The 16,636-nt window shown below is 69.1% G+C and carries 8 protein-coding genes and 2 tRNA genes; 2 read left to right on the top strand and 8 right to left on the bottom strand.

Annotated elements, in window-relative coordinates:
• Window positions 1–8 precede the first annotated feature (8 nt).
• Window positions 9–86 (bottom strand) — tRNA-Glu (locus HY049_06545).
• 68 nt (window positions 87–154) lie between these two features.
• Between HY049_06545 and HY049_06550 the strand changes: the two genes are divergently transcribed.
• Window positions 155–1,192 carry an SDR family NAD(P)-dependent oxidoreductase gene (locus tag HY049_06550; protein MBI3448557.1) on the top strand — a complete coding sequence of 346 codons (1,038 nt, stop codon included), beginning with the start codon at window positions 155–157 and terminating at the stop codon, window positions 1,190–1,192.
• On the opposite strand, the gene truA is transcribed toward HY049_06550, so the two are convergent.
• The 5 genes from truA to HY049_06575 form a co-directional block, all read right to left on the bottom strand.
• The gene (gene truA, locus HY049_06555) at window positions 1,146–1,976 is read right to left on the bottom strand and encodes a tRNA pseudouridine(38-40) synthase TruA (protein ID MBI3448558.1); all 831 of its coding nucleotides are present in this window, start codon (window positions 1,974–1,976) and stop codon (window positions 1,146–1,148) included. The genes HY049_06550 and truA overlap by 47 nt on opposite strands.
• Before the next feature lie 46 nt (window positions 1,977–2,022).
• Window positions 2,023–2,098: transfer RNA gene (locus tag HY049_06560), tRNA-Lys, on the bottom strand.
• 42 nt (window positions 2,099–2,140) lie between these two features.
• On the bottom strand, window positions 2,141–2,344 hold the full coding sequence (locus HY049_06565; GenBank protein MBI3448559.1) for a cold shock domain-containing protein: 204 nt from the start codon (window positions 2,342–2,344) through the stop codon (window positions 2,141–2,143).
• A gap of 103 nt (window positions 2,345–2,447) precedes the next feature.
• A complete protein-coding gene (locus HY049_06570) occupies window positions 2,448–3,722 on the bottom strand; it encodes an adenylosuccinate synthase (GenBank protein ID MBI3448560.1) in 1,275 nt (424 codons plus the stop codon).
• 208 nt (window positions 3,723–3,930) lie between these two features.
• Complete coding sequence (locus tag HY049_06575; GenBank protein MBI3448561.1) at window positions 3,931–4,479, bottom strand: response regulator; 549 nt, start codon at window positions 4,477–4,479, stop codon at window positions 3,931–3,933.
• 286 nt (window positions 4,480–4,765) lie between these two features.
• Here HY049_06575 and HY049_06580 point away from each other — a divergent pair, with 286 nt between their 5' ends.
• Window positions 4,766–5,107 (top strand): OmpA family protein, encoded by a 342-nt coding sequence (locus HY049_06580; protein MBI3448562.1) that lies wholly within the window; start codon window positions 4,766–4,768, stop codon window positions 5,105–5,107.
• Between the two features lie 24 nt (window positions 5,108–5,131).
• On the opposite strand, the gene HY049_06585 is transcribed toward HY049_06580, so the two are convergent.
• Together HY049_06585 and HY049_06590 are read right to left on the bottom strand one after the other, a co-directional pair.
• Window positions 5,132–5,722 carry a carboxypeptidase regulatory-like domain-containing protein gene (locus tag HY049_06585; GenBank protein MBI3448563.1) on the bottom strand — a complete coding sequence of 197 codons (591 nt, stop codon included), beginning with the start codon at window positions 5,720–5,722 and terminating at the stop codon, window positions 5,132–5,134.
• An 11-nt stretch (window positions 5,723–5,733) separates the two neighbouring features.
• The gene (locus HY049_06590; GenBank protein MBI3448564.1) at window positions 5,734–16,629 is read right to left on the bottom strand and encodes an Ig-like domain-containing protein; all 10,896 of its coding nucleotides are present in this window, start codon (window positions 16,627–16,629) and stop codon (window positions 5,734–5,736) included.
• Between the last annotated feature and the right edge of the window lie 7 nt (window positions 16,630–16,636).

Raw genomic sequence — 16,636 nt, forward strand, 5'->3', positions numbered from 1 at the left:
GCGCCGCGTGGCGTCCCCAACGGGATTTGAACCCGTGTTACAGCCTTGAAAGGGCTGTGTCCTAGGCCAGGCTAGACGATGGGGACGTGACGGGAATCGCCGGAGGCCGCGCATTCTAGATCGCTGGGGCCGAAAGCGTCTATCATCGCGCCACATGCCGAACGAACCGCCCCTGCCGCCGGTCCTCGTCACGGGAGCCAGTGGCTTCATCGGCGGCGCCATCTCACGCCGGCTCGCAGAGCGCGGCCATGCTGTCGTCGCGCTGGATCTTCCCGGCAAGCCGGTGTCGCACCTTTCGCGGACGGGAATTCAACTCGTAACAGGAGACGTCACGTCCCGAGCTGATTGCGATCGGGTCGTGACCACCAGGGGAGTCGGATCCGTCGTCCACTGCGCGGCGCTCATGGGCGGGTCTCTTCCGCGAGACGAGGCGATGCGGATCAACGCGGGCGGGACGGAAACCCTTGCGAGTGCCGCAGCCGACGCAGGCGTCCGCCGGTTCGTGTACATCAGCAGCGTGACCGTGCACGGAATGCCGCCGCGAGAGAACATCGACGAGAAGGAGCCGATGACGTCGATCGGGCTCCCGTACGCGGACAGCAAGATCGCGGCGGAGAAGTCGCTCCAGAAGCTGCAAGCGGAAGGGCGAATCGACCTGACCGTTCTGCGCCCAGCCGACGTCTACGGGCCACGTGCCGGCGAGTGGGTGGTCAAGCTCGTCGACGCGATGCGGCGCGGGACGATGATCCACATCGGCGGCGGGAGCGGGCTGGTGAACGTGACCTTCGTCGACAACCTCGCCGACGCCGTCCTCGCCTGCCTGCACGGCGCCGGCACGGGAGGCGCGGCCTACATCATCACCGATGGCCGCCCGGTGTCGTGGAAGCGTTACCTCGACGCGCTCGCGAAGGCGGCCTCCGTCAAGCCGCCGCGGATCTCGGTTCCCCTGCTCGTCGCACGGCCCGCGGTCGCAGCCATGGAGGCGGTGCTTCCCAGGCTCGGCAGGAAGCCTCCCCTCGGGCGGCTCGGCCTGAATCTCCTGACCTCCCGGACAACCTACTCGATTCAAAAAGCGAGACGAGAGCTCTCCTGGTCCCCGACCGTGGGGTTCGACGCGGGGATGAAGAAGGTCGCCGAGTGGCTCTCTAGGGAAGGCGCCGCTTCGGGTGGGAGCCGCCCGCCGGACGCCTGAAGCCCCTCGCGGGCTCCCGCCTCTCAGGCTCTACTGGATACTCCACCGACTCGAGGAATAGCCCCGAGGGAGGAGCCGTCAGCGCCGCGGGCTCGCGCGAGGGGTGCTCGAGCCACTTTCCGATCGACCCCGGATCGATCTTCCTCGTCGCGGCGGCGATCATCGTCCCGGTCAGCCGCCTGACCATGCGCCACAGGAAGCGGTCGGCGCGGATCCGGAAGATCAGGAGATGGTCCTCCTCCGTCCACGCGGCCTCGTGGATCCGGCAGCGAGTGGTCGGCGCATCCGCCCCCTCGGCGTCGTCGTCCCTGTCGGCCTCGGCGAAGGAGCGGAAGTCCTTCGCCCGGGCGATGAGCTCAGCGCTTTTTCGAAGGACTTCGACGTCGATCGGCGCGCGCACCCACCAGACGAACCGCTTGTCGAACGCCGTGCGGCGCCGTGAGACCTGGTAGCGGTACGTCCGCGCCGTCGCGGAGTGGCGCGCGTGGAAGGTCATCGGCACGGGCTCGACGTGGAGCACGTTGACGTCCGCCGGCAACCGGTCGTTCAGCTTCTCCTGGAGGTCGCGGGTCGTGAGCTCCGACCGGAGCCTGAACGAGACGACCTGGGCGACCGCGTGGACGCCGGCGTCGGTGCGCCCGGCCGCGTAGATGGGCGGCGACTCGCGAGCCACGTCCGCGAGCGCCTCGGCGAAGGCGCCGCCGACGGTGCGGGCGTTCTTCTGGATCTGCCAGCCGCTGTAGCGGGTGCCGTCGTACTCGAGGAGGGCCTTCAGATTGCGCACGTCGCGGTGGATGCCTCGGGGTTCGGGTGAAGGAGGAGGTCGTGGATGGTGAGCCGTCCGGGACTCGAACCCGGGACCCTCAGCTTAAAAGGCTGGTGCTCTACCAACTGAGCTAACGGCCCACACCCGCGCCCCGCCCCGCGCGCCGCCGGCGGGGCCGCCCGTCACGCGCCGACTTTGACGTTCAGCGCCCGCGGGCCCTTGGGATCTTCCTTCAGCTCGAACTCGACCTGGTGTCCCTGGTCGAGCACGTTGAAATCACATCCACGGCACTCGCTGCGATGGAAGAAGACCTCTTTCCCGTCGCTCGTCAGGATGAATCCGAAGCCGCGATCCTTCATCACTTTCTTGATCGTTCCCGTGGCCATGCGTCGACCCCTCGCGTGAACGGGGCGCCGCCGTGCGCGCCGCCCCTCTTCGTGCTCGACCGGCGAGCCGCCATCGGCCGCGGGTCGGTGAGAATCCGAAAGGTCAGGCTCCGTCGGCCAGCCAGGCGGAGAGCTTGGAGACTTCTCGAATCGCGCTCCTCTCCGGCTCGGGCCCCACGGAGATCATGTCGATGTCGCACTCGATCGCGTCTTCGATGGTGCGGATGTACTCCTGAGCCTGGCGCGGCAGCTCCTCGAACGATCGGCAGCCCGTCGTGTCGGTGCGCCATCCCTTCATCGTGGTGTACTCCGGCTCCACGGCGTCGAGGACCCACGGCTCGGTGGGAAACTGCCGGATCCGATCGCCCTTGTAGCGGTATCCGATGGCGACGGGGATCTCGTCAAACCCGTCGAGGACGTCGAGGAGCGTCATCGCCGCGCTGTCGATGCCGTTGACGCGGACCGCGTAGCGGGCCAGGACGGTGTCGAACCAGCCGCAGCGCCTCGGGCGCCCCGTGGTGGTGCCGTACTCGTTCCCGCGGGTGCGAAGCTTCTCGCCGCGCTCCCCCTTCTCCTCGGTCGGGAACGGGCCCGCGCCGACGCGCGTGGAATAGGCCTTGAAGACGCCGAGAACGCCGTCGATGCGCGTGGGGCTCACTCCGGCCCCGGTGCAGGCGCCGCCGGCCACCGCGCTCGACGACGTGACGAACGGGTACGTCCCGTGGTCCACGTCGAGGAGGGTCCCCTGCGCCCCTTCGAACAGAACGCGCTCTCCGTCCTCCATCCGGTCGGCGAGGAGGCGCGTCGTGTCGGCGATGTACTCCTTCAGGATGGAGGCGAGCTCGGTGAGGGACGCCGCGGTCGAGGCGACCTCGTCGGCCGGCACCGCCGCCGAGAGAGCGCGGAGGAGCGCGCCGGCGTCCAGCAGATCCACCATGCGGACACCCGTGCGCGCGGCCTTCGCCTCGTACGCGGGCCCGACCCCCTTCAGGGTGGTGCCGATCCGTCCGTCCCCGCGGGACTCCTCGAGAGCCTTCTCCTTGCGCACGTACGCCGGGACGATGACGTGGGCCCGCTGGCTGATGGCCAGCCGGCCGCGCACCGACACCCCCTGCTCCTCGAGGGTGCGCAGCTCGGCGACGAGGGAGACGGGGTCGATCACCGCGCCGTTGCCGATCACGCAGAAGACCCCGTCGGTGAGGATTCCGGACGGCACGTGGTGGAGCGCGAACTTCTTCTCGCCGCGCCTGACGGTGTGCCCGGCGTTGGGGCCTCCCGAGTAGCGAACGACCACGTCGAACCGCGAGGTGAGGTAGTCGACGACCTTGCCCTTCCCCTCATCACCCCACTGGCCTCCGACGACGATGATATTGGCCACGATACCTCCAGCGATCTCTCTTTGACGGCAGCGTCTCCGGGATCGAGCTTCTCGGGTGATCGGCCGGGGTGTCCCCGGCGGCGGCGGTCGTTCGCCGCGCCGGGCCGCGATCTCGGAGGCGCACTCGGGTCAGGGCGGGAAACTTTAATCGCGGGCGATGTTACCACAGGCCGGCGCGGGCCATCAAACGACGTCGTCGCGCGGCCGATCAGGCGGCCCGCGTTCCGAGCAGGGAGCGGACCCGGAAGACGAGCGTCTCGGCGAGAAGGTCCTTGTCCATGAATCCGGAGGCGCCCATCTGGTTCAGGTGCGAGACGACGTCGTCCTTGTAGACGCCGCTCATCACGAGGACGGGGGTCTCCCTGACCCGCTCGTTGCGCTTCATCTCGCGCAGGACGTCGAACCCGGTGACGCGCGGCATGAGCAGATCGAGGACGACCAGGTCGGGATGATCGTCCTCGATGCGCCGCAGCGCGTCCGCGCCGTCCGCTGCGGTGATGACGTTGAACCCGGCCTCCATCAGGAGATCGGTGGCCATCCGGAGCACGAGCCCCGAGTCGTCGGCGACGAGGACCGTGGGCCGCCGCTGCACGCTCGCGTACCCTCCCGACGACGAGGAGGACTTCACCTCGTCGAGCGACAGGTCGAGCCGCACGATCTGCTCGCACACCTGGCACAGATAGCTGAGGACCTTGTCGCCTGCGGGAACATCGGTCAGCCGGTTCTCACCACGGCATTTCGGACATCGAACGAGCATCGTGGAAGTATACCACCCCTCCTGTGGTAGACTCGCGCGGATGAGGGACACACGGCTCGCGGCCGCCGCAGTTCTGACCGTCGCATGGCTCTCCGGATGCGCCCACGGCGGACCCGCCATCGTGGCCACGTTCGACGTCCAGCAGCTACCACCCGAGCCGCCCGCCGAGCCGGCCGCCGAACAGGCCGTCGTCGTCCCGCCCCCCACGGCCCCCACGCCTCCTCCCCCGCCGCCGCGCCCCGTCTCGCCGGAGGAGGCTCTCCGGCCGTTCAACGAGCGGCTCCAGGTGGTGCTCTTCGAGACGGGTCAATGGAAGATCACCGAGGACGGCCGCCGATCGATCGAACAGGACCTCTCCGTGATGCGCGGCGCGCCGGGGTGGGTCGCGACGGTGGAAGGTCACGCGGACGAGCGCGGCACCGACGAGTGGAACCAGGCGCTCGGGATGTACCGGGCCAAGGCGGTCAAGGACACGCTGCGCGACCTCGGGTTGGAGCCGTCGCAGCTCACGATCGTCTCGTACGGGAAGACGCGGCCCATCTCGAAGGGGCGCGACCCGGAGTCGCTCGCCGTCAACCGCCGGGTCGAGATCGTCCTGCATCCCGTCCCGGCCTCCGGCCGGCGCTGATCCCGTCTCCGGAAGGCGGCCCCGTCAGTTCGCCAGCGCCCCGACCGCGGCGAGCCCCCCGATGAAGATGAAGAACTCGAGCCACTTCTTCGAGCCCTCGAGCGGCGGCCGCGGCTCGGCCTGGATGACGCGGATGTCCCTGGGCGTGGTCGTGATCTTGAGATCCTTCTCGGTGAGCTTCGTCCCGATGGTGAAGTCCATCGTCCAGCGCTTGCCGGCCGCTTCCTCGCGAAACGTGCCGGTGCTCCGGTAGGTCTTCCGCCCCACCTTGATGTCGACGACGTACTCCCCCGCGGGCAGGCGCACCTCGTACTGTCCGGCGTCGCCGGTCGCCGCCTGGTAGGCCTCGCCCGTCTCCTCGTTGGTGAAGACGACCGACGCGCCGGAGACCGCCTTTCCGGATCTCCTGTCGGTGACGACCCCGCGATACACGCCGGTCCCCGCCGCCGATCCGCCGCTCTCGACCGTGTCCGGGGGGGCGGGAGCGCTCGAGGCCGCCGGCGGGGCGGCCGGATCGAGGGAATCGGCGGTCGCCGCGGCCGGGAGGCCGCCCCCCGCCAGGAGAAGAACGACGAGAGCCCCGAGAGCCCTCACTTCGTGAAGCACGCTTCGCATGTTCGGTCTCCTCACGGCCCGCCCTTTCTCCCTGCCTTCTTTCCCGGATGGGACTTCGGTTTCGCGAGAATGCCGTCGTCGAACGGCCCCGCGGGGGGACGCCTCTGCGCGGCGGTCGACGTGAAGGTCGCGTCGAAGTCGCCGCCCGCCGTTCCGTTGCCGTTCCCGTCGAGGACGTGCCCGGCCTGGTCCCTCACGCGAGCCCCCGTTGTCCCCTCGAGGTGCATCGAGTACGGGGATCCGGCGGCCGGGAACGGCGACGTCGTCGGCGTGAAGGTCGCGATGCGCGTCGTCGGGTCGTAGCTGACCGTCCCGGCGACCGCCACGCCGTTGGTGTCCGCGACCGTGAACGTCGTCCCCGTGATCGTGGTCCCATCCATCGCCTGGTCGAAGAGAACGTCGATCTGGCTGACCCCCGCCGTCGAGGAGCCGTTCGCGGGAGTCGTGGAGACGACGGCCGGAACCTGATCGTGATCCACGACGAAGGAGTCGCTGAAGGCGGTCAGGGGGTTTCCGTTCTTGTCGGTGATGGCCGTCGAGAGGTCCACGGTGTAGACGTCGTCATCCGGGGTCGTGAGCCCGGTCAGCGTGCAGGTCGCGCGCCGGTTGACCGCCGAATAGCTCACCGCCGAGCAGGAGGCCGCCCCCTGCGTCGACGTGACGGTCATCGAGGACGTCGTGATCGTCGAGCCGTCCATCGCCTCGCTGAAGGTGGCCGTGACGGTGGTGAAGGTGCCCGTGAAGGTGCTCCCGCCCGCGGGGTTCGTCGCGGTCACCGTCGGCGTGGTGTCGGTGTCCACGATGAAGGTGCTGGTGAAGTCCCCTCCCGCCGTGCCGTTGCCGTCGCCGTCGAGGGCATTGCCCGCGCGATCCGTGATCGGCGACCCGCCGGTCCCGACGAGCGTCACGCTGTAGAGATCGTCGCGGTTGGCGGGAAGGCCCGAGAGCGTGCAGGTCGCGACCCGCGTGGCGGCGTTGTACGTGACGGGGCTGCACGAGACGCCCCCGCCGGTGGCGCCGACCAGGAACGTGGATGTGGTGATTGTGGCGGCGTTCATTGCCTCGCTGAAGGTGGCCGTCACGGTCTGCGCCCCGGAGAAGACGGTCTTCACCTGCGTGTCGCTCGGATTCACGGTGGTGATCGTCGGGCTGGCGTCGGTGTCCACGACGAACGCCAGGGAGAAGTCGCCTCCCGTCGATCCGTTGTTGTCGCCGTCGAGGTTGTTCCCCGCGAAGTCCTTGACCTGGGGCGCCGCCGAGCCGTGCACCGTGAGGGTGTACGAGTCATCCGGGAGGCCCGCCGCGAAGTTGAAGCTGGCGGTCGTCGTCGCCGCGTCGTACGTGACGCTGTCGGCCGTGATGGAGCCGGCCGAGCCCGCGAGGAGGATCGAGGAGATGCTGATCGTGCTGGGATCCATCGCCTCCGAGAAGGTGACCGTCACCGCCGTCGGCGCCGCGGTCACGGTCTGGCTCTGGTTCGGATCGCTCGCGGTGATCGTAGCGGTCGAGTCGGTGTTGACGACGAAGTGCGACGTGAAGTCGGCGATGACGTTGCCGGCGAAGTCCTTGATCCCCGTGCCGGCCGATCCGAGGAGCATCACCGTGTACCGATCGTCGGGGTTCGCGGCGACACCTGTGAGTGTGCACGTCGCCTGCCGTGTCGACGCGCTCACGCTGAACGAGCCGCACGAGACGGTCCCGACGGTCGAGGTGACGAGGAAGTCGGTCGCATCCACCGTGGCGAGGTCGATCGCCTCGCTGAACGTCGCCGTGACGGTCGTCGGAGTCGAGACGATCGTCGAGTTGTTGGCCGGGTTGATGGCCGTGACCGTCGGCGTGGTGTCCGTGTCCACGACGAAGGTCGAGACGAAGTCGCCGCCGGCCCCGCCGATCCCGTCGCCGTCCAGGACGACGCCGGTCGCGTCCTTGATCTTCGAGCCGCCCGTCCCCTTGAGCGTGACCGTGTACCGGTCGTCCCGCGGAACGGGCGTGATCGCGAGCGTGCAGTTCGCCTTGTGGGTATTCGGATCGTACGCCACTCCCGAGCAGCTCACGCCGCCCTGGCTCGCCGTCACGAGAAACGTGGACGTCGAGATCGTGTTGGCGTCCATCGCCTCGCTGAAGGTGGCGATGACGTGCTGCGTACTGCTGAACGTCGTCTTGATCTGGAGGTCGTTCGGATCGATCGCGGTCACCGTGGGAGCCCCCGCGTTGACGGTGAACGTGGACGTGAAGTCGATGCCCCCGCCCAGGGAGTTCCCGGCGAAGTCCTTCGCGGCGGGAGAGCCCGCCCCCCTGACGGTGATCGTGTAGACGTCGTCGGAGAGCGGAGCGGCCACGGTGAACGTCGCGCGCTTCGTGGCCGCGGCGTAGGCGACCATCGTCGGCGTGACGCTCCCGCCGGTCCCGCTCACGAGGAACGTGGTCGCGTCGATCGTGCTCCCGTCCATCGCCTCGGAGAAGTCGACCGTGACCGTCGTCGGCCCGCTGACGAACATCTGGCCGTTGTTCGGGTCGCTGAGGGTGACGGTGGGGGTGGTGTCGGTGTCCACGACGTAGAAGCTCGTGAAGTCCGTCCCGCCGCCGAGCGCATTACCCGCCAGGTCCTTCGCGGCGGAGCCTCCCGTCCCCTTCACCGTCACCGTGTACCGGTCGTCGGGCGGCGTCGCGAGGGCCGACAGCGTGCAGGTGGCCCTCTCCGTGTTCGGATCGTACGTGACCGAGGTGCAACTCACGCCGCCCGCCGTCGTGGCGACGAGAACGCTCGACGTGTCGATCGTGTTCGAGTCCATCGGCTCGCTGAACGTGACGATCACCGTCCCGGGGGCCGAGGTCTTGACCTGGGCGTTGTTGGGATCGGTCGCGGTGACGTTCGGGTCCGCCGCCTCGATCGTGAACGTCGCGGTGAAGTTCCCCGCGCCAAGCGTGTTCCCGGCGAGGTCGAGGACCTTCGTCCCTCCCGAGCCGACGACGGTCAGCGTGTAGGTGTCGTCCGGGATTCCGGCCGCCCGGGTGAAGACGCCGCGATGGAGGGCCGGCACGTAGGCGACCGCGTCGGGGGCGAGAAGCAGCCCCGTCGTGTTGCTCGACACGACGATCGTCGAGGGGGTGAGCGACGCGCTGTCCATCGCCTCGGAGAAATCGACCGTCACCGTGGTCCTGGGCGCGTTCACCGTCTCGAGATCGTTCGGATCGGTCGCCGTGACGCTCGGCGTGCTGTCGGTGTCGACGACGAAGCTCGACACGAAGTTGCCTCCGGCGATCCCGTTGTTGTCCCCGTCGAGCGGGTTCCCCGCGAGATCGGTGATGTGCGGGAGCCCGGTGCCGAGAAGCGTCACGGTGTAGAGATCGTCCGGCGGCGCCGCCACCCCGGCGAGGGTGCACGTGGCGGTCTTGAGGAGCGCGTTGTACGTCACGGACGCGCAGCTCACCCCTCCCGTCGTCGTGCCGACGAAGAACGTGGAGGTCGTCAGGCTCGCGCCGGCCATCGGCTCGCTGAAGGTGGCCGTCACGGTCGTCGGGGTGATCAGAATCGTCGAGCTGTCTGCGGGGTTGATGGCCGTGACCGTCGGCGTCATGTCGGTGTCGATCGTGAAGGCCGCGGTGAAGTCGCCGCCGGCCGTCCCGTTGCCGTCGCCGTCGAGGGCGTTCCCGGCCAGGTCCCTGATCGGCGAGCCGCCGTTTCCGGCGAGGGTCATCGTCAGGATGTCGTCGGCCGGCGAGCCGAACCCGGTCAGCGTGCACGTCGCGGTGCGGCTCGGCGCGTCGTACGACACGGCGGAGCAGCTCACGCTCCCCATCGTGCTCGTCACGACGAAGCTCCCGGTGGTGATCGTCGAGCCGTCCATCGGCTCGCTGAAGAGCACCTGGACGCCCGCGGGCGGGGCGAGGACGACCGTCGAGCCCCCCGGCGTCGTCGAGAGGACCGTCGGGGCGACGGCCTCGACCGTGAAGGTCGCGACGAAGTTGCCGCCCGCGGTCGAATCATTGTCCCCGTCGAGCGCGTTGCCGACCGGGGCGCTGAAGTCGCGGACGCTCGGGTTCCCGGCGTTCGGGTCGCCGATCAGCGTGAGGGTGTACGTCCCGTCGCCGAGGGGGCTGCCGGGGTCGAAGGTCCCCGCGCGGGTGTTCGGGTCGAACGAGTACCCGCCGGCCACAGGACCGCCGCCCCCCGTCGTCGGGACGACGGTGAAGGTCGTCGCGTTCAAGGTGTTCGGATCCATCCGCTGGTCGAACGTCACGACGACGTTGGCGTTCGGATCGCCAATCGTCGATCCGCTCGTGGGCGACAGGTTCGTGACGCTCGGCACCGCATCCGCGTCCACGAAGAAGGTGTAGACGAAATCCCCTCCCGCCGTGCCGTTCCCCGTCGGGAAGTCCGAGGCCGCCACGTCGCAGACGCCCCCCGAGCACTCGCCGTCGAGGAAGTTGGTCCCGCCGCTGGTCTTCGCCTTGATGCGCAGCGCCGGGACGTTCGGATCGCTCTTCAGCGTGACGGTGTACCGGTCGTCGGGATACGTCGTCGGCGTGATCGCGCAGAGGAGGTTGCAGTTCTGGCACTTGCTCGAGCCCGATCCCTGATCGGCGAAGGCGAAGCTGTTGGGATCGCAGGCCACGTCGCCGGCCGAGTTCGTCAGGAGGAAGGTGTTCGGATCGACCGACGCCGTGTCCGGGCGCTCCGACACCCTCACCCTCACCTGGTTGCCCAGCGAGTTGGGATCGACGACCACCTCGTGCAGGTCCGGCGCCGACTCCACGGCGCGGAGGAAGACCCCCGTCACGCCAATCGTGAAGCCTGAGGTGAAGTCCCCTCCCGCGGCCGCGTCGTTGTCGCCGTCGAGGGCGTTTCCGGCGAGATCCCTCACGGGAGTCCCCGTCGTGCCGTCGGCGAAGATCTCGTAGGAGCCGTTCCCGAGGGGGAAGTCGGTCGTGATCGTGGCCATGCGGTTGAGCGGGTCGTAGGTGACGGAAAGCCCGAGCGTGTTGAGGACGAGGGACGGGTCGAAGGCGTCGCGCACCTGGAGCGACGCGGGCGTCAGCGACGCCGGGTCCATCTCCTCGGAGAAGGTGACGGTGAAGGTCGATCGGACCGCCGTCAGCGCCTGGCCGTTCGCCGGGCTGGTCGCCGTCACCGACGGGGAGCTGTCGAAGTCGACGGTGAACGAGAAGACGAACGCGCCTCCGGGAATCCCGTTCCCGTCGCCGTCGAGGAGGTTCCCCGCCTGATCGGTCATGCCGCTGATCGAGACGCCGTAGCGGTCGTCCGGGAGCGGGGCGAGGGGCTGGAACGTCGCGATCTTGAGGATCGGGTTGTAGCCGATCGCGCCCGCGATCGGCACCCCCGCCGTCCCGATGACCGTCCAGTGGTTCGGATCGGTGACCGTCGAGGCCTCCATCGACTGGTCGAAGGCGACGACGATGACGACGTTCGGGTCGACGGTGATGGGCGCCGCCGGGGACAGGAGAGCGACGATCGACGGCACCTGGTCGTAGTCGATGACGAAGGTCGCCGTGAAGTCCCCACCCGCCGTTCCGCTGTTGTCGCCGTCGAGGGCGTTCCCGGCGAGATCCCGGATGGGGCCTCCTCCCGTGCCAACCAGCGTCAGGGTGTACCGATCGTCCGCGAGGACGCCCGCGTTCGACGTGAACGTGACGGTCTTCCCCACGGGGGCGTACGTGACCGAGGACGGCGTGAGAGCCCCCATCGTCCCCGCGAGCGTCACCGACGCGGCGGAGATCGTCGAGGCGTCCATCGCCTCCGCGAAGGTCGCCGACGCGTGGTCGAGGCCCGGGCGGTTGGGATCGACCACCTGGCCGCTCGCCGGATCGGCGCTGGCCACGTTCGGCGAGCTGTCGGCGTCCACGGCGAAGGTGAGGACGAAGGCCCCGCCGGCGACGCCGTTGTTGTCGCCGTCGAGGAGGTTCCCCGCCTGATCGGTCATCCCGGTGAGCGTCACGGTGTAGAGGTCGTCCGGGAGCGAGACGCTGGGATCGAACGTGACCGTCTTGTTCACCGGGTCGTAGGTGATCGACGTCGCGGCGACCGTCATCATCGTTCCGGCGACCGACCAGTTGGCCGGGTTCGTCACCGTCGCGGCCTCCATCGACTGGTCGAACTTGAACGTGATGTTGACGAGCGGGTTGACCGTCACGGCCCCCGGCGGTGAGAGCGTCATCGTGATCGCCGGAACCTGGTCGTAGTCGACGACGAAGGTCGACGTGAAGTCGGCTCCGGCCGTCCCGTCGTTGTCCCCGTCGAGGGCGTTCGCGGCGAAGTCCCGGATCGGAGAGCCGCCGTTCCCCTGCAGCGTGACCGTGTAGCGATCGTCGGCGAAGGTGCCCGCGTTGCTGGTGAAGGTCGCCCGCTTGGCGGCGGCGGTGTAGACGACCGACGACGGCGTCAGCGCGGCCATCGTCCCGCTCACGGTGAAGCTCGACGACGTGATCGTCGCCGGGTTCATCGACTCGCTGAAGGTGGCCGAGACGCTCGCGAGGTTCGGCCGCGACGAGGTGATGATCTGGAGGTTGTTCGGATCGACCGAGACGACCGACGGCGAGCTGTCGGTGTCCAGGACGAAGGTCGAGACGAAGTCGGCTCCCGCGGTCCCGTTGTTGTCTCCGTCGAGGGCGTTCGCGGCGAAGTCACGCATCGGGGATCCGCCGGTCCCGAGGAGCGTCACGGTGTACCGGTCGTCGGGGGGCGCCGCCTGCCCCGCGAGGGTGCAGGCCGCCTGCTTCGTGGACGGAACGTAGCCCACCGTCGCGCACGTGACGGTTCCCATCGTGGTCGCGACGCCGAACGATCCGGTCCCGATCGTGTTCGGGTCCATCGCCTCGCTGAAGGTCGCGGTCACGACGGTGACGGGAGCCGTCGAGATCTGCGCGTTGGCCGGGCTCACGACGGTCACCGAGGGGGAACTGTCGTTGTCGACGACGAAGCTCGAGGCGAAGGCGCCCCCCGCCGTCCCGTTCCCAGAAATGAGCGACGTGCAGTAGGCGGGGTTGCCGAGCGGCGGCACCGCGCACGGGCGCTCGCAGTCCGCCTGGAAGCCCGAGAGATCGGCGATGAAGGGGGCGGGGGTATCGCAGTCGAGAGCGAACGTGTACAGGTCGTCGGCGAGCGGGGCGCCGAACGTCAGGGTCGCGAGGCGGCCGCCGAACGCCGGGAAGTTCGGATCCGCGGCGCAGGTGATCGCCCCCGCCGCGGGCCCCACCGTCCCCGTCACCGTGAAATCGGCGGCGGTCACGCTGGCGCAGGTCAGGTCCTCCTTGAAGACGGCCGACACGCTGGTCACGGGCGTGGTGATCGGCGGGGCCGCCGTCGCCGGGCTGACCGAGCGGATCTGCGTCAGCGTCACGTCGGCGAGAACCTGCCGCTGATCGCACAGATCGTCGTCGTCGCGGTACGCGAGGCGAACGCGGTCGTCCTCGTTGCAGTCGAGCGTGCCATTCTGTGGGGTCGGGGTGCCGACCGCCATGGGGATCGTCCCGCGGAAGAGGTGCGTGTTCGGGCCGGTCTCGGTCAGGGTGATGTTCTCGACGTCGACGTTTCCCGCGGTGTTCGGATCGTCGACGAGGCAGGAGATCCCCTGGCGGAGGAGCGCGTTGTTCGGATCCACGAGGTTCGTCGCGTTGAGGACGATCGACTCGGCGACGAGCGAGTCCTTGTTCTCGTCCGTGTCGTCGAGAAGGACGACGAGCGCGCGGTTCTGGAGGTACGCCGTCACCGAGACGTTGTTCGGATCGGCGAAGCCGGGCGCCGGCGTCCGGGCGAAGTCACTCCCGCGATCGTCGAGGCGCGAGTTCGGGTTGGTCTCGTTGTTCACGTCGAGCGCCTGCGTCGCCCCGCAGACGAACGTCGCCGGGTTGAAGTCGAAGCGGCCGTTGGCGTTGATGTCCTCGAGGCCGTCGGCAACCGTTCCGTTGTCGGAGTCCGCGTCGCGCGGGTCGGTGGTCGTCGCGGGGTCCAGGTCCTTCTGGACGCACGTGCCGCTCGTCACCCCCCACTCCAGGCCGTCGTCGAGGCCGTCGCTGTCGCTGTCGTGGTCCACCGGATCGGTCTCGGTTCCCGCCGCCGGAGAGGCGGTCGAGGCGGCCACCCCCTTCAGGATGACGCCGTCCACGCGGCCGTTGAGGTTGAGATCCTCCCCCTGCTTCGCGGCGCCGGCGAAGACGAAGTTCGGATCCACCGTGGCCGGACACGTCGCGGGAAGGAGCGCCGGGCAGCCGCCGCCCCCGTTGAATCCCGCGATGCAACCGTCCGGAACGCAGTCGTTGTCGGTGTCCGCGAGGAGGGGGTTGGTGACGGAGAGGGGGTCCTGGTCCCGCAGATGCCGGCAGGGATCGGTCCCGTCCTGATTGCTCGCGGTGTCGAACTGGCCGTTCGGCCCCGGCACGCCGGGGCCGCCCACTCCCAGCTCGAGGCCGTCCTGCAGGCCGTCCCCGTCGGTGTCGGCGGTGCAGGCGCCGGTCTCGTTCGCGTCCTTCGCCCCGTTCTTGTTCCGGTCCTCCCCCGCGCGCATGTCGTTGCAATCGCTCGCGCCGTTCGCCGTCGGGATGCACCCGTCGGGGAGGCCGTCGTCGTCGGAGTCGGCGTCGAGGGGACTGGGACACCCGCCGAGCGTCTCCTGGTTGTCGTCGAGCCCGTCGCCGTCGGTGTCCTTCTTGTTGGGATCGCGCTCGCCGATGACTTCGCCCGGGTCGAGCGCGCCGTTCAAGTTCGTGTCGCCCAGGATCGCTCCGTTGTGATCCGAGTCCTCGGCTCCGTCCGGGATCGTGTCGCCGTCGGTGTCGGCGACCAGCGGCTTCGTCTTCGTGACCCCCGCGTCGTGATCGAGGCAGCACTGCGGCTTCGCCGGATCGATGAGGGAGCAGTCCGCGCCTGCGAAGATCTTCTCGCCGCGAAGCGTCACCGACGACACGCCCGTCTCGGTCCCGTCCTGGAGGCCGTCGCCGTCGGTGTCGGACACGAACCGGTCCGTCTCGTTCGGATCGACGACGCCGTTGCCGTTGACGTCCTCGCCCGTGTCGGCGATGCAGTCGTTGTCGTTGTCCTGGTCGCTCAGATCGCTGACCAGGTCGGCGTCGTTGTCCCTCAGGCTCGCGAGGTAGACGCGGCCGCTGTAGGTCGCGAGGCGCGCGGTGTCGCCGATCGCCCCCACCGCGATCTCGGCGCACCCGTCGCCGTTGAAGTCGCCCGCGGCGGTCGTGTAGCCGCTCTGCTGGTGCTGCACGTCGCCAAGCAGGATCGAGACGACGGCGCACGTCCGATTGGGATCGGGATCGTCCGGGTTGTTCGGATCGCACGGGACCGACACGTTCGGATCGAGGACCTCGCTCCGGACAGTGGGGTAGTTCCCCGGCTTGTTCAGAAGGCTGCCGGCGGTGACCGTGCCGGGACGCAGGTCCATCACGAAGCTCTTCGGGCGCGTCGCGCTCCCGCGGATCGCGTACGTCACGCCCACGTTCGTCTTCGCGGGGGTGCTCGGGTCGCCCGAGTCGTACCGGCGCGCGCCCACGATGATGTCGTCGATCGGGTTTCCGCTGTTCGGATCGGTGTCGCAGTTGACGTTCCCGGAGGCGAGCGAGAAGCCGAACTGATCCCCCTGGGTCGATCCGATGATCCGGAGCTGGGGGGGATCGGTCCTGAGGTTGATCTGCGCCTTGAGGCCGTTCGGATCGGGGATCACGGCGGAGCCGTAGAAGGCGAAGACCTCGCCGACGCCGGGGCGGTTGTTCCCCGGCCCGGAGGCGAAGAAGGCGCTCACGATCGGATCCGCGAAGCCGTCGCCGTTGATGTCGCCGCAGGCGACGGAGAAACCGAGGGAATCGTCCTTGTCCGCGCCGAGCACCGTCGAGTCGGCGTTGGCGCCGCGGATGGCGCTCGCCTTCCCGCCGGCGATCGCCTGGAGCGTCGCGGGCTTGTAGACGAACATCCCGCCCGCGTTCGTCTGGGCGGCGTTGTCCACGCCGATCGCGCCGATCAGCAGGCCGCTCCGGCCGCTGCCGTCGAACCGGCACATGGCGAGGCTCTCGCCGAAGAAGTCGTTCGCGCCGTCGCCGACGATGTGACGGACCGCCGCGTCGGTCGAGATGTCCTCCGCCGACGAGAATCCGGTCAGGACGTGGACCGCGCCGGCCCGGGCCTTGCCGACGTTTCCGGCGTACAGGGGGAAGTTGGCGCCGCGCGACGAGATCGCGACGTCGCCCACGCCGTCCCCGTCGAAGTCCCCGGCCGCGACCGCGAACCCCAGGAAGTACTTCTTGTTGTTGGGGCCCGACGCGGTGATGCGGCTCGTCTGCGGATCGGCGTCGGCGTCGAGAGCCGAGGGGAAGCTCGCGCGCCCCTTGACCACGAAGACGCGTCCTCTGTCGGCCCCCGAGCCGCCGCCGGCGTCGTCGAACGGCGCCCCGATGATCAGATCGTCGCGGCTGTCGCCGGTGACCTCGGCCCCCGCGAGGGAGAAGCCGAAGTCGGAGTTGTTGTTGGGATCGAGCTGGCAGCCGCCGCACGTGATCGTGACGTCGGGGACGTCGTTGGTCGCGCCGGCGGTCGGCCGCACGATGTACGCGGCGTTCGGGTCGCCGGGGTTCGAGGCGGCGGGATCGAGGACGTTCCGTCCGAAGTAGATGTAGACCCTGTTGTTTTTCCGCTCGCCCACCGCGATGTCCTGGAAGCCGTCGCCGTTGAAATCGCCGAACGCGAGGGCGGATCCCATCTCCCGCTTCGCGGACGCCCCTTCGACGCGCAGATCCTGCGCCCCGGGGTTGAACGCCGGGGTATCGGAAAGGAGGACCGTGTGGCGGTAGATCGGCTGCTGCGCGGACGCCGGAGCCGCGAGGATCATGCCCGTGACCACCACGATCCCCGCCGCCGCGGTTCTCGACCCAACACCGATGAGGCTCATCCGAGGC

The sequence above is a fragment of the Acidobacteriota bacterium genome (assembly GCA_016195325.1).
In the GTDB taxonomy this organism is placed as follows: domain Bacteria; phylum Acidobacteriota; class Polarisedimenticolia; order JACPZX01; family JACPZX01; genus JACPZX01.

Coding starts and splice junctions, on each gene's coding strand:
- HY049_06565 (MBI3448559.1), bottom strand. CDS start 2,344: ATGGCCACGGGAACGATCAAGAAAGTGATGAAGGATCGCGGCTTCGGA.
- HY049_06585 (MBI3448563.1), bottom strand. CDS start 5,722: ATGCGAAGCGTGCTTCACGAAGTGAGGGCTCTCGGGGCTCTCGTCGTT.
- HY049_06575 (MBI3448561.1), bottom strand. CDS start 4,479: ATGCTCGTTCGATGTCCGAAATGCCGTGGTGAGAACCGGCTGACCGAT.
- HY049_06550 (MBI3448557.1), top strand. CDS start 155: ATGCCGAACGAACCGCCCCTGCCGCCGGTCCTCGTCACGGGAGCCAGT.
- HY049_06590 (MBI3448564.1), bottom strand. CDS start 16,629: ATGAGCCTCATCGGTGTTGGGTCGAGAACCGCGGCGGCGGGGATCGTG.